Genomic DNA, 26,633 nt, shown 5'->3' with positions numbered 1-26,633 from the left:
GGGGGGGGGTGGGGGGGGGGGGGCGGGGGGGGGGCGGCGCGGGCGGGGCGGGGGGGGGGGGGGGGGGGGGGGGGCGGGGCCGGGGGCGGGGGGGGGGGGGGGGGGGGCCCCCCCCCCCCGCGCCGTGTGGCTCCTCAGTCGAGGTAGTCGCGAAGCATCTGCGCCCTCGTCGGGTGCCTGAGCTTGGCGAGGGTCTTCGACTCGATCTGCCGGATGCGCTCGCGCGTCACGCCGAACTCCCTGCCGACCTCCTCCAAGGTGCGGGGATGTCCGTCCGCGAGCCCGAAGCGCAGCTGGATGATGCGCTGCTCGCGATCGGAGAGGGTCGCGAGGATGTCGTCGAGCTGGTCCTGCAGCATGATGAAGGCCGCGGCCTCCATCGGCACGACCGCGTCGGCGTCCTCGATGAAGTCTCCGAGGTCGGAGTCCTCCTCGCCGATCGGCGACTGGAGCGAGACCGGCTCCTGGGCGATCCGCTGGATCTCGATCACCCGGTCGATCGGCAGGTCCATCTCCAGGGCGATCTCCTCGGGCGCGGGCTCGCGGCCGAGATCCTGGTGGAGCTGGCGCTGGACCCGTACCAGCTTGTTGATCGTCTCGACCATGTGCACCGGAATCCGAATGGTGCGCGCCTGGTCCGCGATGGCCCTGGTGATCGCCTGGCGAATCCACCAGGTGGCGTATGTGGAGAACTTGTAGCCCTTGGTGTAGTCGAATTTCTCGACCGCCCGGATGAGCCCGAGGTTGCCCTCCTGGATGAGATCCAGGAACAGCATCCCGCGTCCCACATATCTTTTGGCGATTGACACGACCAGCCGCAGATTGGCCTCGATCAGCCGCTGCTTGGCCCGCGTGCCCTGCCAGGCGAGCTCCTTGAACTCCGGGAAGACCATGCGTGAGACGACGCTGGTCAGCTTGTCCTCGGCGAACAGGCCCGCCTCGATGGACTTGGCGAGCTCCACCTCCTCCTCCGCCGTGAGCAGGGGGACGCGACCGATCTCCCGCAGGTATATACGGACAAGATCGCTGGTCGGGGCTCTTTTTCCGACGTCCTCCTCATCGGCCCGGGCGGGCTCCTCATCGCCCTGGGGCTCAAGAACCTCCACTCCGTTCTCGGCGAGCATCCGGACGACGCGTTCGAGCGCGTCGGACGGCAGCTCGGATTTGTCGAGAGCGGCGGCCACGTCATCGACCGTGACGCTTCCGCGCTCTCTTCCCTTCGTGACGAGGTCGGCCACCTGGTCTACCGATGGCGGCCCACTTGGCAGCACCGATGCACCCACGGGAGACAGTCTGCTGTATTGGGTCCCCTAAATGGCAGACCTATTTTTGTCACCGAAGGTAAGGCGACGATCATTATCGGATCGAGACCTTATTCGGGTTTGGTGTAATCGGCACGCGGATATTAATGCCATTTATGCCGTCAGCTCCCGGCCGCGCGCTCCCTGAGCACGCGCCGCTGGTGCTCCAGCGCGACCAGCTCTCCGAACAGCCGGTTGTACTCCTGCTGCTCGTCGACCGGGTTCGTCCGCTCCATCCTCGACTTGAGCCGCTCGATGGCCCGCGTCACCGAGACGAGCTCCAGGGCCGCCAGCATCGCCGAGGCGTAGCGCTCCTCGCTCGCCAGGTCGGCCCGCAGTTCCTCGACGGCGAACCGGGTGACGACGCCGCGCAGGGAGTCTTCGGCCCCGCGCAGCAACAGGTCGACCCACTCGCGTCCGCCCTGCCCCGCGGCGGCGGTGCCGCCGGAGTCGACGATCAGCCGGTAGAGGGCCGTGTGCTCGGCGAGTGTGAACGCCTCCGCTCCCAGCGCCTCGAAGCCGGGGCCGAGCAGCGCGGGACGCTGCACGGCCAGCCGCAGCACCTCCGCCTCGGTCCGCACCCCGGGGTCGGTGAGGTCGGCGACCTTGCGGGGTCCCGCGGGGCGCTGGGCGCGCGGCTGGGCCGCCGCGGAGACCTCGGCGATCCGGTCGAGGACGAACTGCTCGTTGTTGAAGCCCAGCCACCGGTCGAGGTCGACGGCGTACAGCCGGCGCAGCGACCTGTCCTTGATGCCGGCCACGATCGGGGCGGCGGCGTCGAGGGCGGAGAGCCGCCCCTCGTTGGTGCTCCCGTCGTAGCGGGAGATCACGCTGCGGATGGCGAAGGCGAACAGCGGCTCGCGCCCGGCGATCAGGTCGCGCACGGCCGCGTCGCCCTGCCTGACACGCAGGTCGCACGGGTCGAGGCCGTCGGCCTGCACGGCGACGAAGGTCTGGGTGACGAACTTCTGCTCGTCGGCGAAGGCGCGCAGGGCCGCCTTCTGGCCGGCCGCGTCGCCGTCGAAAGTGAAGATCACCTCACCCCGCGACCCCGACTGGTCGAGCAGCAGCCGCCGGAGCACTTTGATGTGCTCCTCGCCGAACGCGGTGCCGCAGGTGGCCACCGCCGTCGGCACGCCCGACAGATGACAGGCCATCACGTCGGTGTAGCCCTCGACGATCACGGCCTGGGAGCGCTTGGAGATCTCGCGCTTGGCCAGGTCGACCCCGTAGAGGACCTCGCTCTTCTTGTAAAGCGGGCTTTCCGGGGTGTTCAGGTATTTCGGCCCGTCTTCGGCATCGTTCAATTTCCGTGCGCCAAAACCGATGACGTCTCCGGTTATGTCGCGGATAGGCCAGACCAGCCGTCCCCTGAAACGGTCGATCGGGCCACGCCGCCCCTCCTTCGCCAGCCCGCCCTTGATCAGCTCCGCGGTGGTGAAGCCCTTCGCCATCAGGTGCCGTGAGAGGGCCTCCCACTCGGCGGGGGCGTATCCGACGCCGAAACGCTCGGCGTCGACCCGCTCGAACCCGCGCTCCGACAGGAACCTGCGCCCGATCGCGGCGTCGGGGGCGGAAAGCTTCGAGACGTAGAACTCGGCCGCCGCCCGGTGCGCCTCGATCAGGCGGATGCGCTCGCCCTGCTCGCGCCCGGGGACGTAGCCGCCCTGCTCGTAGCGGAGCTGGACGCCCGCCCGGTTGGCGAGCCGCTCGACCGCCTCGCCGAACGACAGGTGCTCCAGGCGCCGGACGAAGGTGATGACGTCACCGCCCTCGGCGCAACCGAAGCAGTACCAGTAACCCCGGGTGGGGGTCACGTTGAAGGACGGGCTCTTCTCCTCGTGAAAGGGACAGAGCCCCTTCAGGTTGCCGCCGCCGGCGTTGCGGAGCTGGATGTGCTCACCCACGATGTCGGCGATCGGCGAGCGCTCCCGTACGAGCGCGATGTCCTCATCACTGATCCGGCTTGCCACGCCGCGAGTCTAGTCCGGCCTCCCGACAGATCGGGGCGGGGAGCCGGGCCCGCTCCCGCTTCGATCTTCCGGCAGGCCAGGGGGACCACCGGGACGGGAGGGACAGGAGGAACGATGACTTTCCCGAATTGGTCCTGACCAACCAGGACGTCGGTTACAAAGGTAAAGGCGGATTCTCGATAATGTACACGGGTGGAGATCATGCGATCGGGGCATATAGCACGATTGGCCGCCGTGACCGGCGCGGCGCTCGTCACCGCGGCCTGTGCGCCGCCGGGCGGGGTGGCGGGCATCGGTACGGCGGCCCCGACCCCCGGAGCGGAGTCCGCGGCCGGAGCGCCGGCCTCGTCGGTCACCGCGACCATGCCCCAGGCGACTCCCACCTCCGCTCCCCCTCCCACGGCCGTCGACCGCCCCAAGGCCGACTCCCCGGTACAGGTCCCGCCACCGAAGGTCTCCGAGCACACCTACGTTTTCCCGGTGAAGGGCTGCTCGGTCACCTACGAGAGCAGGCTCCTGGTTCTGCCCAAGACCACGATCTGGGCGGGCAAGGGCTGCTCGTTCGTCTCCCCGGTGAACGGCGTGGTCGACGAGGTCAACACCAAGAACCGGTGGAAACCCTCCACCGATCGCGGCGCCGACCGTGAGGGCCGGTTCGTCACGGTGATCGGCGACGACGGCGTCCGCTACCTCGGCGGCCACCTGGACAAGATCGCCCTGGGGGTGCGGCCGGGACTGCGCGTCAGAGCCGGTCAGGTCCTGGGCCAGGTCGGCAACTCGGGCAACGCCCGCTCGACCGCGAGCAACCTCTACTTCGCGATCTCCTGGAAGACCTCGCCCTCGATGTGGTGGGTACGCCGGGGCATGGTCAAGCCCTGGGACTACCTGGACGCCTGGCTGAAGGGCAATCCCACGCTCTCCCCCAGGGAGGAGATGCTCGCCGTGATGAACCAGACCGGGGCGGCTCCCCGCTGCTTCACCCTGTGCGCGTCGAAACCGCAGCCCACGCCGACGAAGAAGCCCACCAAGAAGAGGTCGGAGCCGTCGCAGGAGCCGGTGCAGATCCCGTTGAACGGCGGCACCTGACACCGGGAACGCGACAAGGCGGGCTCGCCCGTCCACCGGTCGGCCACTGATAGTCGGCCACTGACAGTGGCCACTGACGAAGGAGGGTCGTCCCCGTCGCCGGAAGGCGCGCCGGGAACGCGACAGGGCCCGGTCAGCGGCCGGCGAGGGCGCGGTGCCAGGCGACCGCGGAGGTGTCGGTGAGCGAGGCGATCTGGTCGACGACCACGCGAAGCCGTCCGGCGTCGCCGGCCGCCCTGGTGAAGGCGGGTCTGAAGGCGGGCTCCAGGGTCCCCGGGGCGCCCAGCATGATGTGGTGGGCCAGGTCGTGGATCAGCTCGCGCTGCCTGACCTGGTTGGCGCTGTGCGCGTCGCTGTTCATCACGTAGTGGGCCGTGACCCCCTTGAGCAGCGCGCACTCCAGACGGGTGGCCCTGGGCACGATCAGGTCGGCGCTGTAGCGTCCGGCCGCCGGTCCGTACGCCTCGCGGGTGGCGACCTCGGCGGACCTGCAGAAGCGGCCGATGAGCGAGCTGGTGAGCCCCTTGATCGCGGCGAGGTCGGCGATCGAGCTGTCGAAGTGACGGGGCCAGAGCGGCTGGGTGATGAGACGGTGGAAGAGGTCCTCCAGCTCGCCCGGCTCGGCGTCGGGAGCGTACCACTCGCGGGTGGTCGCGCAGACCTCGCGGCGCTCCGCCGGATCGCGCAGCGCCTCCGGCACCACGCCGCCGGAGTGCAGGGCGTCCTCCAGGTCGTGCACGGAGTAGGCGACGTCGTCGGCCCAGTCCATGATCTGCGCCTCGAAACTCACCCGCCCCTCCGGAGCGCCCTCCCTGATCCACTCGAAGACCGGCATGTCGTCGTCGTAGACGCAGTACTTGGCGCTTCTCTCGCGGGTCCACGGGTATTTGACGGCGGCGTCCAGGGAGGCCCTGGTGAGGTTGAGCCCGGCGCTGCGGCCGTCCTCGGTGACGACCTTCGCCTCCAGCCGGGTCAGCAGGCGCAGGCTCTGCGCGTTTCCCTCGAAGCCGCCGCACCCCGCGGCGAGGTCGTTGAGCGCCGTCTCCCCGTTGTGGCCGAACGGCGGGTGGCCGAGGTCGTGGGCGAGGCACGCGGTCTCCACCAGGTCCGGGTCGCGGCCGAGGGTCTCCCCCATCTCACGGCCGATCTGCGCGCACTCCAGGGAGTGGGTCAGCCGGGTGCGGGGGATGTGCTGGCCGCTGCCGAAGGTCTCTCCCGGGCCGACGACCTGGGTCTTGGCGGCCAGCCGCCGAAGCCCGGCGCTGTGCAGCACCCGCGCCCGATCGCGCTCGAACGGGCTTCTTTCCGGGTTGCCGGGTGGTTCCGGCACCCACCTGACCTGATCGTGCTCGTCATAACCATGCATAAGTGCACTGATTTTATCCGCGAAAGGCCCCTGCTATGCGGAACGGCGAGAAAACACCAGGTTATCGGGTATGCGGTGCCGTTCCCCGCCCGTTCGCGTGCTCTTACGGGAGCGCTACCGAGGGAGCGCGACCCGCGTACCAGTCACGCGGCCACCGTTCCCGCCCGCCGGGAGCGCGGGCGTCGCGGGCATGAGGTGTACCGGTCCCCGCAGCCGCCCCGGGTGAGGGTGGGACGGGCCGCGGGGACCGGCTCCGCGGAGAGTCGCCCCGGCGGCGCCGGAGGCGACTTCCCGCGAAGTCAGGGTGGCGACCGCTAGGGCCGGCGGGTGTCAGCGAGTGTCGGAGCCCTCGCACACCAGGGTGGCGCGGGCGGCCTCCAGGCGGGCGACCGGGATGCGGAACGGCGAGCAGGACACGTAGTCGAGACCGGCCTGGTGGCAGAAGTGGATCGAGTCCGGGTCACCGCCGTGCTCGCCGCAGATGCCCAGCTTCAGGTCGGGCCGGGTCGCGCGGCCCTGCTCGACGGCGATCTCCACGAGCCTGCCGACGCCGTCGCGGTCCAGGGTCTCGAACGGGGAGACCCCGAAGACGCCCAGCTCCAGATACTTGGAGAAGAAGGCGGCCTCGACGTCGTCCCGGGAGAAGCCCCACGTCATCTGGGTCAGGTCGTTGGTGCCGAACGAGAAGAACTCGGCGGCCTCGGCGATCTGCCCGGCGGTGAGCGCCGCGCGGGGCACCTCGATCATCGTGCCGATCAGCGCCTCGACCCCGGCCTCCGCGAGGATCCGCCGCGCCTCGTCCCGCACGTGTTCCAGCTCCTGGACGGCGGCCACCAGCGGGATCATGATCTCCGGGCGGCTGCCCGGCACGGCCTTGGCCGCCGCCGCGATCGCCCGGACCTGCATGGCGAACACGCCGGGGATGACCAGGCCGAGCCGCACGCCGCGCAGGCCCAGCATCGGGTTCTCCTCGTGGAGCCGCTTGAGCGCGGCGAGGAGCTTGTGGTCCTTCTCCTCCGCCGCGTCACCGGCGAGGGCGACCCGCACCGACAGTTCGGTGTAGTCGGGCAGGAACTCGTGCAGCGGCGGGTCGATCAGGCGGATCGTGACGGGCATACCCTCCATCGCCTGGAAGATCTCCGTGAAGTCCGCCCGCTGCAGCGGCTCCAGCGCGGCCAGCGCCCGCTCGCGCTCCTCGTCGGAGACGGCCAGCACCAGGTCCTCGACCAGGGCGCGACGGTCGCCGAGGAACATGTGCTCGGTGCGGCAGAGGCCGATGCCCTGGGCGCCGAACCTGCGAGCCCTCGCGGAGTCCTCGCCGGTGTCGGCGTTGGCGCGTACGGCCATCCTGCGTACCTCGTCGGCGTGGGACATGATCCGGTGCACGGCGCGGACGAGCTCGTCGTCCCGGTCACCCGAGCCCTCGAAGTACTCCACGACCGGGGAGGGGACCACGGGCACCTCCCCGAGGTAGACGGCCCCGCTGGTGCCGTCGATGGAGATCACCTCTCCCTCGGAGACCACGAGGCCGGAGGCCGTGGTGAACGTGCGGTCCCTGGCGGAGACCTCCAGCTCCTCGGCGCCGCAGACGCAGGTCCTGCCCATGCCCCTCGCGACCACGGCGGCGTGCGAGGTCTTGCCTCCGCGGCTCGTCAGCACGCCCTGGGCGGCGATCATCCCGGCGAGGTCGTCGGGGTTGGTCTCGCGGCGGACCAGGATGACGGCCTCTCCGCGCCCGGCGAGCTCGACGGCCCTGGCCGTGGAGAAGACGGCCTTGCCGACCGCCGCGCCCGGCGAGGCGTTCATCCCCCTCGCGATCATCTTGGTGCCGGCGTCGTCGGCGAAGCGGGGGAACATGAGCTGGGCGAGCTGGTCGCCGGTCACGCGGGTCACGGCCTCGTCCAGGTCGATGACGCCCTGGTCGACGAGCTGGACGGCGATGCGGAACGCGGCGCCCGGGGTCCGCTTGCCCACGCGGGTCTGGAGCATCCAGAGCTTGCCGCGCTCGACCGTGAACTCGATGTCGCACAGGTCGCGGTAGTGGTTCTCCAGCGTCTCCATCGTCCGCATGAGCTCGTCGTAGACGGGCTTGTCGATGTTCTCCAGCTCCTGCAGCCGCATGGTGTTGCGGATGCCCGCGACCACGTCCTCGCCCTGGGCGTTCTGCAGGTAGTCGCCGTACACGCCCTGCTGGCCGCTGCCGGGGTCGCGGGTGAAGGCCACCCCGGTGCCCGAGTCCATGCCGCAGTTGCCGAAGACCATCGAGCAGACGCTGACCGCGGTGCCCAGGTCGGCGGGGATGCGTTCCTGGCGGCGGTACAGGACCGCGCGGGGGGCGTTCCACGACGCGAACACGGCCTCCACCGCCATGCGCATCTGCAGGTGGGGGTCGGCGGGGAAGTCCTCGCCGGTCTTGGCGTAGACGATCTCCTTGTACGTCGCGACCAGGCGCCTGAAGTCGGCCGCCTCCAGCTCCAGGTCGTCGCGGCCGTCCTTGAGCTCCTCCAGGGCACTGTCGAAGAGCTCGCCGTCGATGCCCTGGACGGTCTTGCCGAACATCTGGATGAGGCGCCGGTAGGAGTCCCAGGCGAAGCGCTCGTTGCCGCCCGCCTGCTTGACCAGCCCGTGAACCGAGTCGTCGTTGAGCCCGATGTTGAGAACGGTCTCCATCATGCCGGGCATGGAGAAGGCGGCCCCCGAGCGCACGCTCACCAGGAGCGGGTCGTCGGCCTGGCCGAGGCGGCGGCCCATCGCGGCCTCCAGGGCGGCCAGGTGCGCGGAGACCTCCTCCTGCATCCCTTCGGGAAGGGTCCCGTTCGCGAGGAAGCTCCGGCACGCCTCGGTGGTGATGGTGAAGCCGGGGGGAACCGGCAGCCCGAGGTTGGTCATCTCGGCGAGGTTCGCTCCCTTACCGCCGAGCAGGTCCCTGAGATCTTTGTTGCCCTCGGTGAAGTCGTAAACGTACTTCGGCACGGTTGCTCCTTCTGCGACTTCAGAACGATGTCTGGTTCCGCCTCCCTCCGGACTCTACCGACGAACAAGGCAACGAAACGGCACCCACCATGTGAAACAGCATTATCGCAGTTCAGAGCACGTGCACCGGTCTAATCCAATTCAAATCACGGCCAAATGCGTAAGGATATCGATCACTCGGAAAATTGGTTTACACCAATTGGTATAAACCAATTTTTCCGACATTCAACCCCGTTCACGACCGGTTCAGCGACCCGTCAGGCCCACTTCCGCGAGAGGGTTCAGGTCGGGGACATCGCCTTCCGCGGGGCCCTCTCCCGACGGAAGCCACAGCACGAACACGCTCCCCTCACCCAGCCGGGAGAACAGCCGCACGTGCCCGCCGTGCGACTCCACGATCTGGCGGACGATCGCCAGGCCCAGCCCGCTGTGCCGGTCGCGGCGGCTGGTCTGGCCGCGCCAGAAACGGTCGAACACCCGCGTCTGGTCGTCCTCGGGCACCCCCGGGCCGGCGTCGCGTACCGCGACCCAGATCCAGCCCCCGCTGCGGCCCGCCGCCACGACGACCTCGCTCCCGCCGGGCGCGAGCCGTACCGCGTTGGAGAGCAGGTTGCCCACGGCCCGGCGCAGGGCGTCGTGGTCCCCCACCCCGCGCAGTCCGGCGGGCAGCGCCTTGCGGATCGACAGCCCGCGTCCCGCGGCGAGCGTGGTGAACTCCTCGGCCGCCTCGGCGGCGAGCGCGCCCACGTCCACCTCGGCATCGGCGAGCGCGGGCGCGGACCGGCGCGCGGTCGCGAGCAGATCCTCGACCAGGCGGGTCATCCGGGTGGTGGCCCGGTCCACGATGGCCACCGCCCGCATCCGCTCCTCCTCGGTGCTGTCGGGCGAGGCGAGGACGGCGTCCACGTTCGCCCGGATGATGGCCAGCGGGCTGCGCAGCTCGTGGGAGGCGTCGTCGATCAGCCGCCGCTGCGCCAGGAAGGCGCCCTCAAGGCGGCCGAGCATGGTGTCGACGGTGTCGGCGAGGTCGCGGAGCTCGTCCTTCGGACCGGTGAGCAGGATCCGCCGCGACAGGTCGGTGCCCTGGATCTCGGCGGCGGCCCTGGTGATCGAGCGCACCGGACGCAGCACCCGGCCCGACAGCACCCAGCCGATGCCGAAGCTCACCAGGAAGAGCCCGCCCAGGGTGAGGAACGAGTAGTCGCGCAGGGTCCGCAGGGTGAGCAGGTTGACCGCGTTCTCCACCTCGGCGAGTTCGACGACGGGGGCCTTGCCCACGTAGCGCTCGGTGTCGACGCTGTAGAGCTTGGCCTGCTGGACGGTGTAGGGCCGCTCCTCCGCGCTCCTGGCCACGGCGACGTACAACACGCCGATGACCAGGGCGCAGAGCAGGAACAGCAGGCTGGAGTAGAGCACGGTGAGCCGGAAGCGGATCGTCTGCACGAAGGAGAACCTCACGCGTCCTCCCTCAGCCGGTAGCCCTTGCTGACCACGGTCTCGATCACGGCGTCGGCTCCGAGCTTGCGCCGCAGATTTCCCACCGTCACCCGCACGGTGTTGGTGAACGGGTCGGTGTGCTCGTCCCAGACGTGTTCCAAAAGCTCCTCGGCGGAGACGACGTGCCCGGGACGGGTCATCAGATAGTGCAGGACACCGAACTCCTTGGGGGTGAGTCCCAGCTCGCGTCCGGCCGAGTGGGCCTCCACCCGGGAGGTGTCCAGCCGCAGCGAACCCACCTGCAGGATCGCCGTCCCGCCGCCGGGCTCCCTGCGCAGCAGCGCGCGGACCCGGGCCAGGAGTTCGGGGAAGGCGAACGGCTTGACCAGGTAGTCGTCGGCGCCCTCGTCCAACCCCCTGACCCGGTCGTCCAGCCGGTCCCGCGCGGTCACCATGATGATCCGCACGGCCTGGCCCTGGTCGGCGCCGCGCAGCGCCCTGCACACCTCGAAACCGTCCCCTCCGGGCAGGTTGAGGTCGAGAAGGACCAGGTCGTACGAGTTGACCTGGAGCTTCTCCCGCGCCTGGGCCACGTCGTAGGCGACGTCGACCGCGTATCCGGCCCGGACGAGCCCCACCCGCAGGGCGTCGACCAGATCTTCCTCATCTTCGACAACGAGCAGTCGCATGGTACGAACCTAGGTCGTGCGCGGCCGGAAACGCGGATGCCACCGCCATACCGCGCTTCTCTTCCCTCGCATTTCCTTCCCTTCGCTTTCGTCCGCCTCTGTTCGCCCCGTCACCCCGTCACCCCGTCACCCCGTCACCCCCGGATGATCCGCTCGGCGACGGGGGCCGCCCGGTCGATCGGGATGGCGAACCCGATGCCGATCGACCCGCTCCCCCGCCGCGAGAGCGTCGCGATCGCGGTGTTGATCCCGATCACCTCGCCCCTGGCGTTGACCAGCGGGCCTCCGGAGTTGCCGGGATTGATGGAGGCGTCGGTCTGCAGAGCGGTCTGCCCGCTCCCGCTCCCGTTCCCGCCCAGTCTCACCTGGCGGTCGAGAGCGCTGACGATGCCGCCGGTGACCGTACCCGCCAGGCCCAGCGGGGAGCCGATGGCCAGCACCTGGTCGCCCACCGCGACATCCGCGGACCTCCCCAGCTCCGCCGGGACCAGGGCGCGGGTGTCGTTCACCCTGAGCACCGCCAGGTCGTACGCCGCGTCGGTGCCCACGACGGTGGCGGGCAGGCGCCGCCCGTCGCTGAGCACCACGGTGACGCCCGCGCCACCGGTGAGGACGTGCGCGTTGGTGAGCAGGTGCCCCGAGCCGTCGATCACGAAGCCCGATCCCGAGCCCCGCCCCGACTCGACCGACACGACGCTCGGCAACACCTTGGCCGCCGTACCGCTGAGGCCGCCCGCGGCCCCCGCGGGGCCGGACGAGCCGACCGGGCCCGCGGTGGACCGGGGCAGCGCCGCCGGGGCCGCCTGCCCGTCTCCCGCCAGCCGGGCCCCCGCGATGCCCGCCGCGCCGCCGGTGACCGCGGCGACGAGCGCCGCGGCGACCAGGACGCGTGCGGCCCCCGCCTTCCGCGCGGTGGCCGCCGGACCGGGGCGCGGCCCCGGCTCCTCCGGTGGCGCGGCCAGGGGCGGGTCCCCCGGTGTGAAACCCGGTCCGCGAGGCCGTCCGAGACCCGAGAGCCGATCGTGCGATGTCACCATGGCCGACTCCTCACAGGATCCTTGAGAACCAGAACAGGGAGGTTCCGGCCGCCACGACCGCCCCCAGCAGGGCCACCCCGACGAACCACGGCCAGATCTCCTGCCGCTCGGTCCGGTAGCCCACCGAGCTGCCGATGTCGTCGTAGACCGCCCGCAACTCGTCACCGGAGGCCGCCTCGTAGAAACCTCCGCCGGTGCCTTCCGCCAGCTCGCGCAGCGCCGGGCCGTCCACCGGCACCAGGGTCTCCCTGCCGCCCAGCTGGATCGTGCCCTCGGAGGTGCCGTACGCGATGGTCGAGACCGGCACGCCCCTGGAGGTCGCCTCCTGTGCCGCCAGCTCCGGCGACCGCCCCATGGTGCTCGACCCGTCGGACATCAGCACGATGTGGGCGGGCGGCCGTTCCTGGGCCTCCAGGGCGTCGATCGCGTCCAGGGACGAGAACACCGCCTCGCCGATCGCCGTACCGGCGTCCGTGGTGAGCCGGTCGATCGCGGACAGCACCGCCGCCCTGTCGTCGGTGGGCGGCACGCTCACCGAGGCCGAGGACGAGAAGGTGACCAGGCCGAGGTTGAACCGGGAGGGCAGGTCCTCGACGAACCGCCGCGCGGCCTCCCGCGCCGCGGTGAACCGGTCGGGCGCCACATCGGTGGCCTGCATCGACGCCGAGACGTCGAACGCCACGACGATCGTCGCCTCCTCTCTCGGGACCCGCACCTCGGCCGTCGGCCGCGCGAACCCGACGACGAGGAGCACCAGCATCGCCATGAACGCCGTGGCGGGCACGTGCCTGCGCCACCCGGGCCTTTTGGGTGCCAGCTTGTCCAGCAGATCCAGATTCGTGAACCGCAGGGCGTAGCGGCTGCGCCGCAGATACATGACCACGTAGAGAACCGCGATCATCAGCGCGGGCACCAGCAGCCACAACCAGACAGGGGACAGAAAGGTCATGCCACACCACCTCTCGCACCGTTCGCACCACTCGCGCCACGGGCCCGCGCCAGGCGGCGCTGGAGCACGACATGACGGACCAGGTCGCGGACCCAGTCCCGATCGGTGTCCAGCCGCAGGTGCGCGGCCCCCGACCGGCGCAGCGCGGTCGCGATCGCCGCCCGCTGACTCGCGGCGGCCTCGGCGTAGCGCTCGCGCAGACGACCACCGGCCGTGGAGACCTCCCTGCGGCGGCCGGTCTCCGGATCGACGAGGGTGAGCACCCCCACGTCGGGCAGCGTCAGCTCCCGGGGATCCACGACCTCCACCGCGAGGAGCTGGTGGCGCAGCGCGAGATGGCGCAACGCCCTCTCCCAGGTCTCCGGAGGGTCGAGGAAGTCCGAGACGACGACCACGAGCCCGCGGCGGCGCACCACGCGGCGGAGATCGTCGGCGGCCGGTCCGAGGCGCGGCGCCGGGATGCCCGGCTCGGTGCGCGGCAGCGAGAACACGGCGCCGAGCAGCGCCATGAGATGCGGGCGCCCGCTCCTGGCGGGGAACCGCCGAACCTCGCCGCCGTGCAGAATGTGCGCCCCGACGCGGTTGCCCGTCCGCTCGGTGAGGAAACCGATCGCCGCGAGGGCGGCGAGCGCGAGTTCCCGTTTCTCCATCAGCGCGGTGCCGAAGTCCATGCTGGCGCTGGCGTCGAGCAACACCCAGGTCTCCAGCTCACGGTCGGCGATCATGTCGCGTACGTGCGGCTCCGCCGTGCGGGCGGTGACGTTCCAGTCCATCCGGCGCACGTCGTCACCCGGCGCGTACGGTCTCGCCTCGGCGAGATCGCCACCGGGGCCGAGGGTGAGCCCTCGGTGATCTCCCTGGAGCAGCCCGTCGAGACGCCTGACGACCGTCAGCTCCAGCCGCCTGAGCACCCGCTCGGACAGCAGGTGCCGCATCAGGCCGCCTCTCCCTGCCCGGGGGCGATCCTGGGCATCGGGATCGCCGTGACCACCCGGTCCACGATCCGGCGCGGGGGGACGTCGTCGGCCAGCGCGTCGAACGACGGCACCAGCCGATGCGCGATCACGTCGCCGGCCAGGTCCGCGACGTCCTCGGGCAGGACGTAGTCACGGCCGCGCAGCAGCGCCAGCGCGCGGGCCGCGGCCACCAGGCCGAGCGTCGCCCGAGGGCTCGCGCCGTAAGCCAGCAGCGGTGCGACGTCCGCCAGCCCGAACCGCGCGGGCTCCCGGGTCGCGTACACCAGCCGGACCGCGTACTCGGCGACGGCGTGGTGGACGAAGACGTCGTCCACGGCCCTCTGGAGGTCAAGCAGTCGCTCCGAATCGAGCACCTGCCGGGAGACCGGCCGGCCGATGCTCATCCGGTAGAGGATCGCGAGTTCCTCCGACTCGCTCGGGTATCCCACGTCGATCTTCATCAGGAAGCGGTCCCGCTGGGCTTCCGGCAGGTGGTAGACACCCTCGGACTCGATCGGGTTCTGGGTCGCCAGGACCAGGAACGGGGCGGGCACCGGGTGGGTGCGACCGCCGATGCTCACCTGGCGCTCGGCCATCACCTCGAGCAACGCCGACTGGACCTTGGCCGGAGCCCTGTTGATCTCGTCGGCGAGCACGAAGTTGGCCATCACGGGGCCCAGCTCGGTGTCGAAGCTCTCCGTGGACGGCCGGTAGATACGGGTGCCGACGATGTCGGCGGGCACCAGGTCGGGAGTGAACTGGATCCGGGCGAACGAGCCGCCCACGACGCCCGCGAGCGTCTCGGCCGCCAGCGTCTTGGCGATGCCGGGAACCCCCTCCAGCAGGCAGTGCCCCCTGGCGAGGACCGCGACGAGCAGGCGCTCGACCATCCGGTCCTGTCCGACGATCACCCGCTTGACCTCGAACAACGCCCGCCCGAGCACGGTGCTCTCCGGCGCCCGTTCCGCTCCGCCGTCCATGCCGGACGGGATCTCCCGCACGTGCTCCGCGTACCCGGTCACCGGGCGGTCGCGGAGGTCGAGGCGGGGCAGTCGTCGACGAGCAGCCGCAACTCGACCGCGTCGTGCGTGGGTCGCGGGTCGGCGTGAGCGGCACTTCCGGTGAGCAGGAAGACGACCCCGGCGAGGGCCACGACCCCGGGAACGGCTTTCCAGGGTGATACGTGCGCCATCGTTCTCCCCCTTCATTGAACGAACGATCACCCTGATGTCATCAAAAAGACCCGAAAACCGCCGTAAGCCCGCTTTTTATCTCGTCTTTCGCCCGGCTCACCCTGGGGAAAAGCCCCTGCCGGGAGCCACCGGGGCGGAGGCGAGGGGGAGGCGGGCCGTTCGGAGACGAGCGGGAGGAGAAAGGGCGGGAGGAGAACCGCGCCGGGAAGCCGTGCGGGGAGAACCGCGCCGCGCGGGAACGACAACGGCCGGCGACCCCGTGGATGGGAGTCGCCGGCCGTGACCGGTCGGGTGGGGCGGGCCCTTAGTCGTTGAGGTGCTGACGAAGGTAGGAGTCGACCTGGTCGAGAGCCACGCGCTCCTGGGCCATCGAGTCGCGCTCGCGGATGGTCACCGCCTGGTCGTCGAGGGTGTCGAAGTCGACGGTGATGCAGAACGGCGTGCCGATCTCGTCCTGGCGGCGGTAGCGGCGGCCGATCGCCCCCGCGTCGTCGAACTCGACGTTCCACCGGCGGCGGAGCTGGGCCGCCAGATCCTTGGCCTTGGGCGACAGGTCGGCGTTGCGCGACAGCGGGAGCACCGCGACCTTGACCGGCGCGAGCCGGTGGTCGAGGCGCATGACCGTGCGCTTCTCCATCACGCCCTTGGCGTTGGGCGCCTCGTCCTCGGTGTAGGCGTCGATCAGGAAGGTGAGCGTGGCGCGGTCGACACCGGCGGCCGGCTCGATCACGTACGGGACGTAGCGCTCACCGGTGTCCTGCTCGAAGAAGCTCAGGTCGGTGCCGGAGGCCTTGCTGTGCGCGGTCAGGTCGAAGTCGGTGCGGTTGGCGATGCCCTCGAGCTCACCCCACTCGGTGCCGGTGAAGTTGAAGCGGTACTCGATGTCGACGGTCCGCTTGGAGTAGTGGGAGAGCTTCTCCTGCGGGTGCTCGTAGATGCGCAGGTTGTCCTTGTTGATGCCCAGGTCGGTGTACCAGCGGAAGCGCTCGTCGATCCAGTACTGGTGCCACTCCTCGTCGCTGCCCGGCTTGACGAAGAACTCCATCTCCATCTGCTCGAACTCGCGGGTGCGGAAGATGAAGTTGCCCGGGGTGATCTCGTTGCGGAACGACTTGCCGATCTGGCCGATGCCGAACGGGATCTTCCTGCGCGCCGACTGCTGCACGTTGAGGTAGTTGATGAAGATGCCCTGGGCGGTCTCGGGACGCAGGTAGGCGAGGCCCGACTCGTCCTCGACCGCGCCGAGGTAGGTCTTCAGCAGGCCGCTGAACTGCTTCGGCGAGGTGAAGGCGCCCTTGGTGCCGCAGTTGGGGCAGGCGATGTCGGCCAGGCCGCCTGCCGGCTGCTTACCGTGCTTCTCGGCGTACGCCTCTTCGAGGTGGTCGGCCCGGTAGCGCTTGTGACACGACTGGCACTCGGTCAACGGATCCGTGAAGGTCTCCACGTGACCACTGGCCTGCCACACCTCTCGGGCGAGGATCACCGAGGAGTCGAGGCCGACCACGTCGTCACGCCCCTGCACCACGGTCTTCCACCACTGCCGCTTCACGTTGTTCTTGAGCTCCACGCCCAGCGGACCGTAGTCCCACGACGCGCGCAGGCCGCCGTAGATCTCGCTGGAGGGATACACAAGACCACGCCGTTTGGCGAGGCTGACGATGGTGTCCATGATGTCGGTGCGGCGTGCCATAAGGGAGAATCTCCATCCGGCTGGAGGTCGGCGAGGAATTGATTGAACCCCCAGCTTAGGGGAGACGGGCTCACGGGACGTGCGGATAAACCACGCCGCCCGCTTCGCCCCCGGCAAAACCTCTCCTGGACGCCGGGCGAAAGGTCAGGGACGCTCGACGTCCTCGAACGCGCTCGGCTCGTTGATCATGAGTGTCATCAGCGGATACATCACCATCCGCGCCGCGCCCAGCGCCCTGCGGTAGAAGCCCGCGCCCTCCCACTCGCTGACCAGCGCCCACAGCTCCGGCTCGTCCACCGACCTCGACACCCGGCCGCTCACGTAGCCCGGCTGCCCGGCCAGGGTGTCGACGATCTCGTGGGCCCGGAGCGTGAACTCCTCGGTCTGGCCGGGTGGCACCGAGTAGCGGATGAGAGCAAGCACCCGCCCAGCATGCCAGAGCCGGCTCCCGGCACGGCGGACGCTTCCCGGGGCCGCGCACGGTGGACGGGTCCGGAACCCGAGGTCCGTCCGGGGTTCGAGGGGCGAGCACGGCCGGCGGGCCCGAGGTCCGAGCATGGTGAGCGGGTCCGAGGGCCGAGGGCAGAGGCCCGGGGGGCATGGTGAGCAGGTCCAGGAGCGGGGGCAGAGGTCGGGGGCGGGGCATGTCGTGGCGGGCGTGGTGGCGTTAGGCTCGACCCGTGGCAGAAAAGCGTGAGGAACGGCCCGCACACCCGCTGGCACAGCCCCGCCCCAGGCAGGGCAGGCGCCCGCTGCCCCCGGGTGAGCAGTTCTTCACGCCGGGGGCGACCGGGCTGAGGCGGAAGGTCGAGCGGCACAGCGCGGCCCCGCTGGTCTTCCTGTTCCAGCTCCCCCGCTGGATCGTCCCCGTGGTCCTGGTGGCCCTCCTGCTGGCCGGTTTCGCGGTGCCGTCCTTCTGGGGCGGCCTCGCCGTGCTTCCGGTGATCGGGTTCGTCGGCTGGCTCGCCTACATGTCGTGGCCGTCTCTGGGGGCCGGGGGGCGTCTCCTGCGCGTCGCGCTGCTCACCTTCCTGATCCTGCTCGCCGCCGACCGCTTCGGCGCCTTCTGACGCCGCCTTCGCCTCTTCCGGAACCCTTCCAGGTCTTCGGCCTCCAGGGTCTTCGCAGGGTCTTTGCAAGGTCTACGGCGGGACGCGTACAGGACGGCCTGGCCGGCACCTCGCCGAGGCCGTCACCCCCGTTGCCCGCCCCCTCTCCCCGGTTACCACCGCGACGTACGGCATCGTTGTCCGGTGCCGGACACGTGGGGCGGGGGCGTCCGAAACGAGCCGGGCAACGTCGGGCAACGGAGTCCTTCCCAGTCCGGGGGTGGCCCTCTCGGCCGTCGCGCGGCAACCCCCGGGACATGTGCCGACTCCTTCCGCGAACTCCTTCGCGCTCGATTTTGACAATCGTTTTCATTTGCGCGCATACTAGATGGCATGATGTCCGAGTCCTCCCGACGTATCCGCATACGTAATGTCAGCCTGGCTGCCTCCGCCGTCCTCCTCGCCGCCACCGCCGCCTGCGGCACGGAAGCCGGTCCGGCCAGCGGCTCACCCGGGGGGGCCTCAAGTGATTCCGCGGACGGGAAGCCCACCGTCACCGCGGCCATGTATCCCCTGCAGTGGCTCGCCGAGCGGGTGGGCGGCCCCGACGCGGCCGTCACGGGCCTGACCAAACCCGGCGTCGAGCCGCACGACCTGGAGCTGTCCCCGGTGCAGGTGGGCGGGCTGGAGAAGACGGGACTCGTCGTCTACATCAAGGGGATCCAGCCCGCGGTGGACGAGGCCGTCGAGCAGCACGCCGCCGACCGGGCCTTCGACGCGGCCACCGCGATCACCCCCCTTCCCGCGGCCGCGGAGGAGGAACACCACGACGAGGAGGGACACGAGCACGGAGATGTCGGCCACGACCCCCATCTCTGGCTCGACCCGGCCCGCTTCGCGACGGTCGCCACCAAGCTCGGCGAGAGGCTGGCCGCCGCCGACCCCGCGCACGCGCAGGGCTACCGGGACCGCGCCGCCGCCACCGCCACCGAACTCACCGCCCTGGACCGGGAACTGGCCAAGGGCCTGGCGACCTGTTCCTCGGACGCGATCGTCACCGCCCACGCCGCGTTCAGCTATCTCGCCGATCGCTACAAGCTGCACCAGATCGGTATCAGCGGCCTCGATCCCGATGCCGAGCCCTCTCCCGCCCGCCTCGCCGAAGTGGCAAAAGTGGCCAAGCAGGAGAAAGTAACTACGATTTTCACCGAAACCCTCGTCAGCCCGAAGGTCGCGGAGATCCTCGCCCAGGAGGTCGGTGCGAAGACCGCGGTCCTCGACCCCGTGGAAAGCCAGCCGGCGAACGGCGACTACCTGTCCGCCATGCGCCAGAACCTCTCCACACTCCAGGAAGCACTCAGCTGCTCGTAAAGGTCACACGTGACATCCACTAAAACGGTCTTCACCATGAACGGCGGCCAGGTCAACCTGGACCGCCGTCCGGTGCTTCGCGGCATCGACCTGTCCGTCGAGCCAGGTGAGGCGGTGGCGGTGCTCGGTGCGAACGGATCGGGGAAGTCCACCCTCATCCGCGCCCTGCTCGGCCTCATCCCCCTGTCCGGCGGCGAGACCTTCCTGTACGACAAAGCCCCCGCCCGGTTCCGCGACTGGTGGCGGATCGGCTACGTGCCCCAGCGGCTCTCGGTGGGCGGGGGCGTGCCGACCACGATCCGCGAGGTCGTCGCCTCCGGCAGGATCGCGAGGCAGCGACGCCTGCGCCCGACCGCTGCGGCCGACCGCGAGGCGACCGGCAGGGCCCTGGCGGCCGTCGGAATGGCCCACCGTGCCTCCGACCCGGTGCAGGCGCTGTCAGGCGGGCAGCAGCAGCGGGTGCTGATCGCCCGTGCCCTCGCCGGGGAGCCCGACACCTTCGTCATGGACGAGCCCACCGCGGGCGTCGACGCCGAGAGCCAGCGGCTCCTCGCGGAGACCCTGTCCACGCTCGTCGACCAGGGCAAGACGGTCCTGCTGGTCGCGCACGAGCTGGGCCCGCTGGAACCCCTGATCACCCGCGCGGTGGTCCTCAGGGACGGGTACGTGTGCCACGACGGCCCGCCGCCCCGCGCGGTCGGCACGCACGCGCTGCCCGGCCACGACCATGTGCATCCGCACGGCGAGGAGGAGCCCGTGAGCCCGCTCGACTGGAGGCCGATCTCGTGATCGAGCTTCTGCGGTTCGACTTCATGCAGCGGGCACTGATCGCCGCCCTCCTGGTCGGCCTGGCCGCCCCCGCCATCGGCACGTTCATGGTGCAGCGCCGCCTCGCCCTGCTGGGTGACGGCATCGGGCACGTCGCGCTGACCGGGGTGGCCCTGGGCTTCCTGACCGGAACCGCCCCGGTGCTGACGGCCGTGGTGGTCTCGATCCTGGGCGCCGTGGCGATCGAACTGGTTCGCGCGCGCGGCAGGACCAGCGGGGACGTGGCGCTCGCGCTGCTGTTCTACGGCGGTATCGCCGGAGGCGTGCTGCTCATCTCACTGGCTCCCGGTGGCAGCAACGCCACGCTGATGTCCTACCTGTTCGGCTCGATCAGCAGCGTCACCGTCGAGGACGTGTGGGTGATCGGCCTGCTGGCGGTGGCGGTGCTCGGTGTGGTGACCGTCTTCGGGCGGGAGCTCTACGTGCTGTGCCAGGACGAGGAGGTCGCCAAGGCCAGTGGCCTGCCGGTCCGCTTCCTCAGCCTGCTGATCGCGGTGACCGCCGCGCTCACCGTGGTCATCGCCATGCGCGTCGTAGGATTGCTTCTGGTGAGCGCGTTGATGGTGGTGCCGGTGGCGACCAGTCAGCAGCTCACCCGGGGGTTCGTGAGCACGATGCTTCTTTCCATGCTGTTCGGAATGATCTCCACGGTCGGTGGTCTGACCTCCTCCTTCTACGTCGAGGTCCCACCGGGCGCGATCATCGTCGTCGTCGCTCTCGCGGGGTTCGTCCTCGCCCTCGGGCTCGGTAGATTCGTACGTCGAAGCCGATCTCAGGAGTTCAGTCATGAGCAACAGGCGTGATGCCGTCCACGCGATCCTCCGGCAGAGCGAGGGTTTCCGCAGCGCGCAGGACGTCTACGCGGAGATGCGCGCGGAAGGCGCCAAGATCGGACTGACCACCGTCTACCGGGCGCTCCAGGCGCTCTCCGACACCGGCCACGTCGACGTGCTGAGAACCGACGACGGCGAGTCGGTGTACCGGGCGTGCGCCAGCGGCGACCACCACCACCACCTGGTCTGCCGCAGGTGCGGCCGTACGGTGGAGGTGGCCGGGCCCGCGGTGGAGCGGTGGGCCGAGGCCATCGGCTCCGAGCACGGTTTCACCGAGATCACCCACACGGTGGAGGTCTTCGGCACCTGCGCCTCCTGCTCCACCGCCGCCAAACCGCTGCGCACGCCGAGCCGCGCCTGAGCGGACGGCCCGGGAGGCCGCGCGTGCGAGGAAAGCGATTCTTAACCCATCGGACATATTATGCAATAGCAGGACATAATTGCATAGAATGCCTTATAACACGGGGCACGCCGCCGCGACGGGCGTGCGCGAGAGGGCACCGGAGGTTCACCGGAGAGATACGCTTCCGACACGGCGAGCCGCCGTACGCGCCCTCACGCTGCAATCGCTTATACGGGAGTCAACATGCCATTCGGACATGACATGGTGCACTCACTCGCCACCGCGGTCGACCTGGTCAACACCTCCCCCTCCACCGGAGGCGAAGACACCCTGACCGACCTGCGGAAACTCAGCGACTTCGTGGCACGCTGGGAGGTCAGCGGGATCGGCGAGCTGAACGCCGCCGACCTGGCCCAGGTGCGCGCCCTGCGCGAGTCCTTCCACAAGGTCTTCACCGCCCCCGACCAGCCCACCGCGGTCATCCGGCTGAACACCCTGCTGAGCGGGACCCGCATCACCCCGCGCCTGACCGAGCACGGCGGCCACCCCCTGCACGTCCACTACTTCGCGCCGGACGCCTCGCTCCACGACCACCTCGCGGCCGACATCGGGGTCGCGCTCGCCCACCTGCTCGTCGAGGACGAGTGGGAGCGCCTGCGCACCTGCTCGGCCCCCGACTGCGACCACGTCTTCGTGGACGAGTCACGCAACCGCTCGCGGGTCTACTGCGACAGCCGCACCTGCGGAAACCGGATGCACGTCGCCGCCTACCGCGCACGACGCCGGGCCTGAGGTCACTCTCCGCTAATACCTATTGACCGAGTAGGTAATGCGGGTAGGTTATGACGTGATGTCGCCTACCCCGAGGAGAGCTCATGAGCGTCACCGACGACCTGCTCGCCAACGCGGAACGTTACGCGGAGACCTTCCGCAAGGGCCACCTGCCCCTGCCGCCCGCGCTCGGGGTGGCCGTGCTGGCCTGCATGGACGCCCGCCTCAATCCGTACGCCCTGCTCGGGCTCTCGGAGGGTGACGCGCACATCATCCGCAACGCGGGCGGCGTGGTGACCGCCGACGAGCGGCGCAGCCTGGCCATCAGCCAGCGTCTGCTCGGCACCCGGGAGATCATCCTCATCCACCACACCGACTGCGGCATGCTCACCTTCACCGACGACGACTTCAAGCGGCAGATCCAGGCCGAGGTCGGGGTGAAGCCCGAGTGGGCGGCCGAGGCCTTCACCGACCTCGACGAGGACGTCGTCCAGTCGCTCCACCGGATCAGGAACGACCCCTTCATCCCGCACACCGACTCGGTGCGCGGCTTCGTCTACGAGGTGGAGACCGGTCGTCTGCGCGAGGTCAAGGCCTGATGACCGGGGTGCCGGCCCCGCGAGGCCCGAGGCGCCGGCCAGGCAGCTCAGCCTGAGCCGGCCGGCGCCGACCAACGCCGGGGCCGGTGTCGCCTCATCCCGCGGCGCCGTCCGAGGTGTCCCGTGCGGGCGCGACCACGTTCGGCACCGCTCCCCCGTATCTCCTGTCGCGCTTGGCGTACGTCTCGCACGCCTCCCACAGATCGCGGCGGTCGAAGTCGGGCCAGAGGCGGTTGAGGAAGACCATCTCGGCGTACGCCGTCTGCCAGATCAGGAAGTTGGAGATGCGCTGCTCCCCCGAGGACCGCACGAACAGATCGACGTCGGGAATCTGCGGCTCGTCCAGATAGCGGGCGAAGGTCTCCTCCTTCACCCGGCCCGGCTTGACCCGTCCGTCGGCGATGTCCTGCGCGAGACGCAGGGCGGCGTCCACGATCTCGGCCCGGCCTCCGTAGTTGACGCAGAACTGCAGGGTCAGCGTGGAGTTGTCCTTGGTCATCTCCTCGGCGTCGCGCAACTCCTGGATGACGCTCCTCCACAGCCGTCCCGGACGACCGGCCCAGCGGACCCGCACGCCCATCGCGTGAAGCTGGTCCCTGCGGCGGCGGATGACGTCGCGGTTGAAACCCATCAGGAAGCGGACCTCGTCGGGGGAGCGCTTCCAGTTCTCCGTGGAGAAGGCGTAGGCCGACAGGTAGGGGACGCCGAGCTCGATCGCGCCCTCGATCACGTCGAAGAGCGAGGCCTCACCCGCCTTGTGACCCTCGGTGCGGGGCAGGCCGCGCTGCTTGGCCCACCGTCCGTTGCCGTCCATCACGATCGCCACGTGCCGGGGCACGAGGTCACGCGGGATCGGAGGCGGGGTGGCACCGGAGGGATGCGGGACGGGTGGGCGGACGTTCACGTGGCGTGCTCCCTTTCTACGTGTCGAAGAGAGCGTATGCCGTGTTCGAGGTGCCACTGGAGATACGCGGCGACCAGGCCGCTGCACTCGGCGCGGTGCCGGGCGACGGAGGCGTCCGCGGTGGACCAGTCGCCCTTGAGCAGCGCCACCATCAGGGCGAGCGTCTCTCCCTCGGGCACCGCCGCTCCCGCGGGGCGGCAGGCGCCGCACACGACGCCACCGGCCACGATGGCGAAGGCCCGTACCGAGACGGCCTTGCAGCGGGCGCAGGCCTCCAGGGCGGGGGCGTAACCGGCCACCGCGAGGGAGCGCAGGAAGTAGGCGTCCAGGACGAGCCTGGCCTCGTGATCACCTGAGCCGAGCGTGCGCAGACCGCCGACGAGCAGCAGGAACTGGCGCAGCGCCGGCTCTTTCTCCCCCATGACCAGGCGGTCGGCGGTCTCCAGCATCGCGGTGCCCGCCGTGTAGCGCGGGTAGTCGGAGACGAGCGACTCGCCGTACGGCCTGATGGTCTCGGCCTGGGTGATCATGTCGAGCGTGCGGCCGGTGTGGAGCTGGAGATCGACGTGGGTGAACGGTTCGAGCCGTCCGCCAAATCGTGATGTTGTCCGCCGGACCCCCTTGGCGACGCCCCGGATCTTGCCCATCCGGCGGGTCAGCACGGTGACGATACGGTCGGCCTCTCCCAGCTTGTGGGTGCGCAGCACGATGCCGTCGTCACGGTACAGACTCACCCGCACAGTCTAGTGGGACGGTCCACTTGGCAGAGGTGGAACCATGATCAAACGACACGGATAGATCACTGGTGCGTGTTGTTCACCTAAAACTCACTAAACTTTGGCCCCTGGCGAAATGCCGCCCCCGGTTACACCGCCTCACACCGTCTCCGCACGAAAGGGTGCCATGCCCCGCGTGGTCCTGCTGGGCTCATCGCCCGGCCCCGATGCCGCTCCCGGCCAGGTGACGCCCGCCGCGTTGCCCCTGCCCGCGCTTCCCGGCTGCCCCACGGTGATCGGCAAGCTGCACGGCCAGCTCGCCTCACTCGACTCCGAGCCGGTGACCATCGTCCGCTCGGGCGACGCCGCCGCCCACCGGGGCTTCCCCGGCAGCCTTGTCGAGACCTCCGACCTCGCCGGTGACCTGCGCGCCGTGGCCGACGCGGTCGAGAACGCCACCGAGAACCTGCTTCTCCTTCCGGCCAACTCGCTGATCCACGACGAGCTGATCTACCAGATCACCAAGTCGAAGCGCGGAGCCCTCGCGCTGATCGCCAAGGAGCCGCGCGAGGAGGACGAGAACGGCGACGTCGTCGTCCCGGACGTCCCGATCGAGGAGGCGCTGCCGGAGATCGGCGCGCGGACGCTGGAGGGCCTGCCCGTCAGGGTGCGCGCCCGCAGGTCCCGGGTCATCTCGGTGGGCTCGGCCTTCCACGGGGTGACCAGGCCCAACTCGGTCCTGCTCGGCCCGCTGCACCTGCACCACAAGCACGCGCCCGTCCTCGCGGAGGCCGCCCGCGAGCTGGCCGACATGGCCCACCTGCTGGGGCCCGAGGACGACCTGGTCCAGCTGCTGGTGCTGGGTCTGGTGCGCAAGGGCGTCTCCGTCGGCATCCGCGGCCGCCGGGACCTGTTCTTCCGCCGGGTGTCCACTCCCGAGCAGGCCGCGGAGGCGCTGGCCGAGATGTCCACGTTCAACGAGGACAGGGCGCGGCTGGACAACGCGGTGAAGGGCGCCGACGGCTTCTTCACCACGTACTTCGTCAGCACCTACTCCCGGTTCATCGCCCGATGGGCGGCGAGGCGGGGTCTCACCCCCAACCAGGTCACGTTGATCTCCATCGCGCTGGGCGTGGCGGCGGCGCTGTGCTTCGCCACCGGTGAGCGGGCCGGGATGGTCGCGGGCGGCGTGCTGATCTACTTCGCGTTCGTGTTCGACTGCGTGGACGGCCAGGTCGCACGATACGCCCGTAAGTTCGGCGTGCTCGGGGCGTGGCTGGACGCCACGTTCGACCGGTTCAAGGAATACGTGGTCTTCGCGGGCCTGGCGGTCGGCGCGGCGGTCTCCGGGGTGGGCGACGTCTGGACGCTCGCGCTGATCGCGCTCGGCGTGCAGTCCATCAGGCACCTCCTCGACTTCTCCTACGGCGCGGCGAACCGGCGCAAGCCCCCGTCGCCGCTGCCGTCGGTCCCGCTCACGGTGAGCGCCGACACCGGGCTGCGCCAGGCGCTGGAGGAGCGCAAGAACGCGGTGACCGGCGGGATCCGCAGCCTGCTGAAGATGTGGGGCAGGGCCGGCAGATACCGCGCCGTGCACTGGGCCCGCAAGATGATCGTGTTCCCCATCGGCGAGCGTTTCGCCGCCATCGCGATCGTCAGCGCCCTGTTCGACGCCAGGATCACCTTCCTCACCCTGATCATCTGGGGCGGCATCGGTGCCGCCTACTCGCTCACCGGACGCCTGATGAGGTCTCTCGCATGATCACCCAGCCGCAGACGACCCCCGTTCCGGATCCATACGAGGAGCGGTTGCGCGTGCAGACCGCGCGGCTGCTCGCCTACCGCGACGACGGCCCGCTGGTGACGCTGCTCCGCGACAAGGTGGGGCCGGGGCTGCCCCCGGTTCCCGCCACGCTCGCCGCGCTGCTGGCGATCATCGCGATGGCCGTGACCGGGCTACTGGTGGAGGGGCCGATCCTGCTCGTCCCGGCACTGGTCATGATCGTCCTGGTGCTGCCCACCGCGGCCCGCGACCACCTCGGCAAGCTCGACTGGCTCGCGCCGCCGCTGATCCGGGGGACCGAGTTCCTCACGATCATCCTCGTCGGCCTCGCGGTCGACGCGCCCAAGTGGCTGCTCTACGTGCTGATCTACGTGATCGGCTACCACACCTACGACACGGTGTACCGGACGCGGCAGAGCATCTGGCCCGCCCCCTGGGTGTTCAGGGCGGGGCTCGGCTGGGAGCTCCGGCTGCTGATCATCAGCGTCGGCGCCGTGCTGGGCGTGATGACGTGGGTGCTGGCCGCGCTCACGCTCTATCTCGGTGTGTTGTTCGCGGTGGAGAGCGTGACGAGCTGGGTCGGCCTGGACAAGCAGACGGCGAACGCCGCGCAGGCGAGCGACGACCTGGAGACCTCCCCCGAGGAGGCCCAGGAGCAGGCCACCGGCGAGGCCGACCAGACCTGAGCTGCTCCGGTCCGACCGGACCTGATCAAGATCGATCAGGGCTGATCGGGGCTTCACGAACGGCGAACGCCGCCGGACGGATCATCCGTCCGGCGGCGTT

Annotated in this window: 25 protein-coding genes; 10 read left to right on the top strand and 15 right to left on the bottom strand. The window is 70.2% G+C overall.

What is annotated here, in order from left to right; all coding sequences use genetic code 11:
* Positions 1–134: 134 nt before the first annotated feature.
* Together rpoD and dnaG are read right to left on the bottom strand one after the other, a co-directional pair.
* Positions 135–1,271, bottom strand: a complete 1,137-nt coding sequence (rpoD, locus tag ACFY3D_RS17290) for an RNA polymerase sigma factor RpoD (protein ID WP_362898350.1) — start codon at positions 1,269–1,271, stop codon at positions 135–137.
* 152 nt (positions 1,272–1,423) lie between these two features.
* Positions 1,424–3,274, bottom strand: a complete 1,851-nt coding sequence (gene dnaG / locus ACFY3D_RS17285) for a DNA primase (RefSeq protein ID WP_389980410.1) — start codon at positions 3,272–3,274, stop codon at positions 1,424–1,426.
* A 201-nt stretch (positions 3,275–3,475) separates the two neighbouring features.
* Between dnaG and ACFY3D_RS17280 the strand changes: the two genes are divergently transcribed.
* A complete protein-coding gene (locus ACFY3D_RS17280; protein ID WP_389980485.1) occupies positions 3,476–4,360 on the top strand; it encodes a M23 family metallopeptidase in 885 nt (294 codons plus the stop codon).
* A 133-nt stretch (positions 4,361–4,493) separates the two neighbouring features.
* Here ACFY3D_RS17280 and ACFY3D_RS17275 read toward each other — a convergent pair whose 3' ends face one another.
* The 11 genes from ACFY3D_RS17275 to ACFY3D_RS17225 all read right to left on the bottom strand — a co-directional run bounded on the left by ACFY3D_RS17275 (position 4,494) and on the right by ACFY3D_RS17225 (position 17,073).
* Positions 4,494–5,726: a deoxyguanosinetriphosphate triphosphohydrolase gene (locus tag ACFY3D_RS17275; RefSeq protein WP_389980408.1), complete on the bottom strand. Its 1,233-nt coding sequence runs from the start codon at positions 5,724–5,726 to the stop codon at positions 4,494–4,496.
* Positions 5,727–6,056: 330 nt separating this feature from the next.
* Positions 6,057–8,699: a pyruvate, phosphate dikinase gene (gene ppdK, locus ACFY3D_RS17270; protein WP_389980406.1), complete on the bottom strand. Its 2,643-nt coding sequence runs from the start codon at positions 8,697–8,699 to the stop codon at positions 6,057–6,059.
* A gap of 246 nt (positions 8,700–8,945) precedes the next feature.
* Positions 8,946–10,157 carry a sensor histidine kinase gene (locus ACFY3D_RS17265; RefSeq protein ID WP_389980404.1) on the bottom strand — a complete coding sequence of 404 codons (1,212 nt, stop codon included), beginning with the start codon at positions 10,155–10,157 and terminating at the stop codon, positions 8,946–8,948.
* Positions 10,154–10,825, bottom strand: a complete 672-nt coding sequence (locus ACFY3D_RS17260) for a response regulator transcription factor (protein ID WP_389980402.1) — start codon at positions 10,823–10,825, stop codon at positions 10,154–10,156. Before ACFY3D_RS17260 ends, ACFY3D_RS17265 begins: the two co-directional genes overlap by 4 nt.
* 134 nt (positions 10,826–10,959) lie before the next feature.
* The gene (locus ACFY3D_RS17255) at positions 10,960–11,862 is read right to left on the bottom strand and encodes a S1C family serine protease (protein ID WP_389980400.1); all 903 of its coding nucleotides are present in this window, start codon (positions 11,860–11,862) and stop codon (positions 10,960–10,962) included.
* Between the two features lie 10 nt (positions 11,863–11,872).
* Positions 11,873–12,811 carry a VWA domain-containing protein gene (locus ACFY3D_RS17250; protein WP_389980398.1) on the bottom strand — a complete coding sequence of 313 codons (939 nt, stop codon included), beginning with the start codon at positions 12,809–12,811 and terminating at the stop codon, positions 11,873–11,875.
* Positions 12,808–13,746, bottom strand: a complete 939-nt coding sequence (locus tag ACFY3D_RS17245; RefSeq protein WP_362898361.1) for a DUF58 domain-containing protein — start codon at positions 13,744–13,746, stop codon at positions 12,808–12,810. Before ACFY3D_RS17245 ends, ACFY3D_RS17250 begins: the two co-directional genes overlap by 4 nt.
* On the bottom strand, positions 13,746–14,747 hold the full coding sequence (locus tag ACFY3D_RS17240) for an AAA family ATPase (RefSeq protein WP_389980483.1): 1,002 nt from the start codon (positions 14,745–14,747) through the stop codon (positions 13,746–13,748). Before ACFY3D_RS17240 ends, ACFY3D_RS17245 begins: the two co-directional genes overlap by 1 nt.
* A gap of 38 nt (positions 14,748–14,785) precedes the next feature.
* Positions 14,786–14,959 (bottom strand): hypothetical protein, encoded by a 174-nt coding sequence (locus tag ACFY3D_RS17235; RefSeq protein WP_350944488.1) that lies wholly within the window; start codon positions 14,957–14,959, stop codon positions 14,786–14,788.
* Between the two features lie 305 nt (positions 14,960–15,264).
* Complete coding sequence (locus ACFY3D_RS17230; protein ID WP_389769730.1) at positions 15,265–16,650, bottom strand: glycine--tRNA ligase; 1,386 nt, start codon at positions 16,648–16,650, stop codon at positions 15,265–15,267.
* A gap of 144 nt (positions 16,651–16,794) precedes the next feature.
* A complete protein-coding gene (locus tag ACFY3D_RS17225) occupies positions 16,795–17,073 on the bottom strand; it encodes an antibiotic biosynthesis monooxygenase family protein (protein ID WP_362898364.1) in 279 nt (92 codons plus the stop codon).
* Between the two features lie 257 nt (positions 17,074–17,330).
* On the opposite strand from ACFY3D_RS17225, the gene ACFY3D_RS17220 reads away from it, so the two are divergent.
* From ACFY3D_RS17220 to ACFY3D_RS17190, 7 genes are all read left to right on the top strand, one after another.
* Positions 17,331–17,720: a DUF6703 family protein gene (locus ACFY3D_RS17220; protein ID WP_350944494.1), complete on the top strand. Its 390-nt coding sequence runs from the start codon at positions 17,331–17,333 to the stop codon at positions 17,718–17,720.
* Between the two features lie 543 nt (positions 17,721–18,263).
* The gene (locus ACFY3D_RS17215; RefSeq protein ID WP_389980395.1) at positions 18,264–19,070 is read left to right on the top strand and encodes a metal ABC transporter substrate-binding protein; all 807 of its coding nucleotides are present in this window, start codon (positions 18,264–18,266) and stop codon (positions 19,068–19,070) included.
* A 36-nt stretch (positions 19,071–19,106) separates the two neighbouring features.
* Positions 19,107–19,859, top strand: a complete 753-nt coding sequence (locus ACFY3D_RS17210; protein ID WP_389980481.1) for a metal ABC transporter ATP-binding protein — start codon at positions 19,107–19,109, stop codon at positions 19,857–19,859.
* A complete protein-coding gene (locus ACFY3D_RS17205) occupies positions 19,856–20,701 on the top strand; it encodes a metal ABC transporter permease (protein ID WP_389980393.1) in 846 nt (281 codons plus the stop codon). The genes ACFY3D_RS17210 and ACFY3D_RS17205 overlap by 4 nt, the downstream gene beginning before the upstream one ends.
* Positions 20,685–21,092, top strand: a complete 408-nt coding sequence (locus ACFY3D_RS17200; RefSeq protein ID WP_350944500.1) for a transcriptional repressor — start codon at positions 20,685–20,687, stop codon at positions 21,090–21,092. The genes ACFY3D_RS17205 and ACFY3D_RS17200 overlap by 17 nt, the downstream gene beginning before the upstream one ends.
* A 225-nt stretch (positions 21,093–21,317) precedes the next feature.
* Positions 21,318–21,866 carry a CGNR zinc finger domain-containing protein gene (locus ACFY3D_RS17195; protein ID WP_389980391.1) on the top strand — a complete coding sequence of 183 codons (549 nt, stop codon included), beginning with the start codon at positions 21,318–21,320 and terminating at the stop codon, positions 21,864–21,866.
* 83 nt (positions 21,867–21,949) lie between these two features.
* Entirely contained in the window at positions 21,950–22,444 is a 495-nt protein-coding gene (locus ACFY3D_RS17190) for a beta-class carbonic anhydrase (RefSeq protein WP_389980389.1), read from the top strand.
* Between the two features lie 94 nt (positions 22,445–22,538).
* On the opposite strand, the gene ACFY3D_RS17185 is transcribed toward ACFY3D_RS17190, so the two are convergent.
* Both ACFY3D_RS17185 and recO read right to left on the bottom strand, forming a co-directional pair.
* Positions 22,539–23,348: an isoprenyl transferase gene (locus tag ACFY3D_RS17185; protein WP_362898373.1), complete on the bottom strand. Its 810-nt coding sequence runs from the start codon at positions 23,346–23,348 to the stop codon at positions 22,539–22,541.
* Positions 23,345–24,082 carry a DNA repair protein RecO gene (recO, locus tag ACFY3D_RS17180; RefSeq protein ID WP_350944506.1) on the bottom strand — a complete coding sequence of 246 codons (738 nt, stop codon included), beginning with the start codon at positions 24,080–24,082 and terminating at the stop codon, positions 23,345–23,347. Before recO ends, ACFY3D_RS17185 begins: the two co-directional genes overlap by 4 nt.
* A gap of 169 nt (positions 24,083–24,251) precedes the next feature.
* Here recO and ACFY3D_RS17175 point away from each other — a divergent pair, with 169 nt between their 5' ends.
* Together ACFY3D_RS17175 and ACFY3D_RS17170 are read left to right on the top strand one after the other, a co-directional pair.
* The gene (locus ACFY3D_RS17175; protein WP_362898375.1) at positions 24,252–25,826 is read left to right on the top strand and encodes a CDP-alcohol phosphatidyltransferase family protein; all 1,575 of its coding nucleotides are present in this window, start codon (positions 24,252–24,254) and stop codon (positions 25,824–25,826) included.
* Complete coding sequence (locus ACFY3D_RS17170) at positions 25,823–26,533, top strand: DUF5941 domain-containing protein (RefSeq protein WP_350944509.1); 711 nt, start codon at positions 25,823–25,825, stop codon at positions 26,531–26,533. The genes ACFY3D_RS17175 and ACFY3D_RS17170 overlap by 4 nt, the downstream gene beginning before the upstream one ends.
* Positions 26,534–26,633 lie beyond the last annotated feature (100 nt).

Source organism: Streptosporangium sp. NPDC000509 (genome assembly GCF_042898365.1).
Classification (GTDB): domain Bacteria; phylum Actinomycetota; class Actinomycetes; order Streptosporangiales; family Streptosporangiaceae; genus Streptosporangium.
This window is presented reverse-complemented; position numbering and strand designations above follow the sequence as displayed.

What these genes read in the sequence shown, in the direction of transcription:
- ACFY3D_RS17280 (WP_389980485.1), top strand. Translation starts at nt 3,476, where the DNA reads ATGCGATCGGGGCATATAGCACGATTGGCCGCCGTGACCGGCGCGGCG.
- ACFY3D_RS17275 (WP_389980408.1), bottom strand. Translation starts at nt 5,726, where the DNA reads ATGCATGGTTATGACGAGCACGATCAGGTCAGGTGGGTGCCGGAACCA.
- ACFY3D_RS17260 (WP_389980402.1), bottom strand. Translation starts at nt 10,825, where the DNA reads ATGCGACTGCTCGTTGTCGAAGATGAGGAAGATCTGGTCGACGCCCTG.
- ACFY3D_RS17255 (WP_389980400.1), bottom strand. Translation starts at nt 11,862, where the DNA reads ATGGTGACATCGCACGATCGGCTCTCGGGTCTCGGACGGCCTCGCGGA.
- ACFY3D_RS17250 (WP_389980398.1), bottom strand. Translation starts at nt 12,811, where the DNA reads ATGACCTTTCTGTCCCCTGTCTGGTTGTGGCTGCTGGTGCCCGCGCTG.
- ACFY3D_RS17245 (WP_362898361.1), bottom strand. Translation starts at nt 13,746, where the DNA reads ATGCGGCACCTGCTGTCCGAGCGGGTGCTCAGGCGGCTGGAGCTGACG.
- ACFY3D_RS17240 (WP_389980483.1), bottom strand. Translation starts at nt 14,747, where the DNA reads ATGGACGGCGGAGCGGAACGGGCGCCGGAGAGCACCGTGCTCGGGCGG.
- ACFY3D_RS17235 (WP_350944488.1), bottom strand. Translation starts at nt 14,959, where the DNA reads ATGGCGCACGTATCACCCTGGAAAGCCGTTCCCGGGGTCGTGGCCCTC.
- ACFY3D_RS17230 (WP_389769730.1), bottom strand. Translation starts at nt 16,650, where the DNA reads ATGGCACGCCGCACCGACATCATGGACACCATCGTCAGCCTCGCCAAA.
- ACFY3D_RS17215 (WP_389980395.1), top strand. Translation starts at nt 18,264, where the DNA reads ATGTATCCCCTGCAGTGGCTCGCCGAGCGGGTGGGCGGCCCCGACGCG.
- ACFY3D_RS17210 (WP_389980481.1), top strand. Translation starts at nt 19,107, where the DNA reads ATGAACGGCGGCCAGGTCAACCTGGACCGCCGTCCGGTGCTTCGCGGC.
- ACFY3D_RS17200 (WP_350944500.1), top strand. Translation starts at nt 20,685, where the DNA reads ATGAGCAACAGGCGTGATGCCGTCCACGCGATCCTCCGGCAGAGCGAG.
- ACFY3D_RS17195 (WP_389980391.1), top strand. Translation starts at nt 21,318, where the DNA reads ATGCCATTCGGACATGACATGGTGCACTCACTCGCCACCGCGGTCGAC.
- ACFY3D_RS17190 (WP_389980389.1), top strand. Translation starts at nt 21,950, where the DNA reads ATGAGCGTCACCGACGACCTGCTCGCCAACGCGGAACGTTACGCGGAG.
- ACFY3D_RS17175 (WP_362898375.1), top strand. Translation starts at nt 24,252, where the DNA reads ATGCCCCGCGTGGTCCTGCTGGGCTCATCGCCCGGCCCCGATGCCGCT.
- ACFY3D_RS17170 (WP_350944509.1), top strand. Translation starts at nt 25,823, where the DNA reads ATGATCACCCAGCCGCAGACGACCCCCGTTCCGGATCCATACGAGGAG.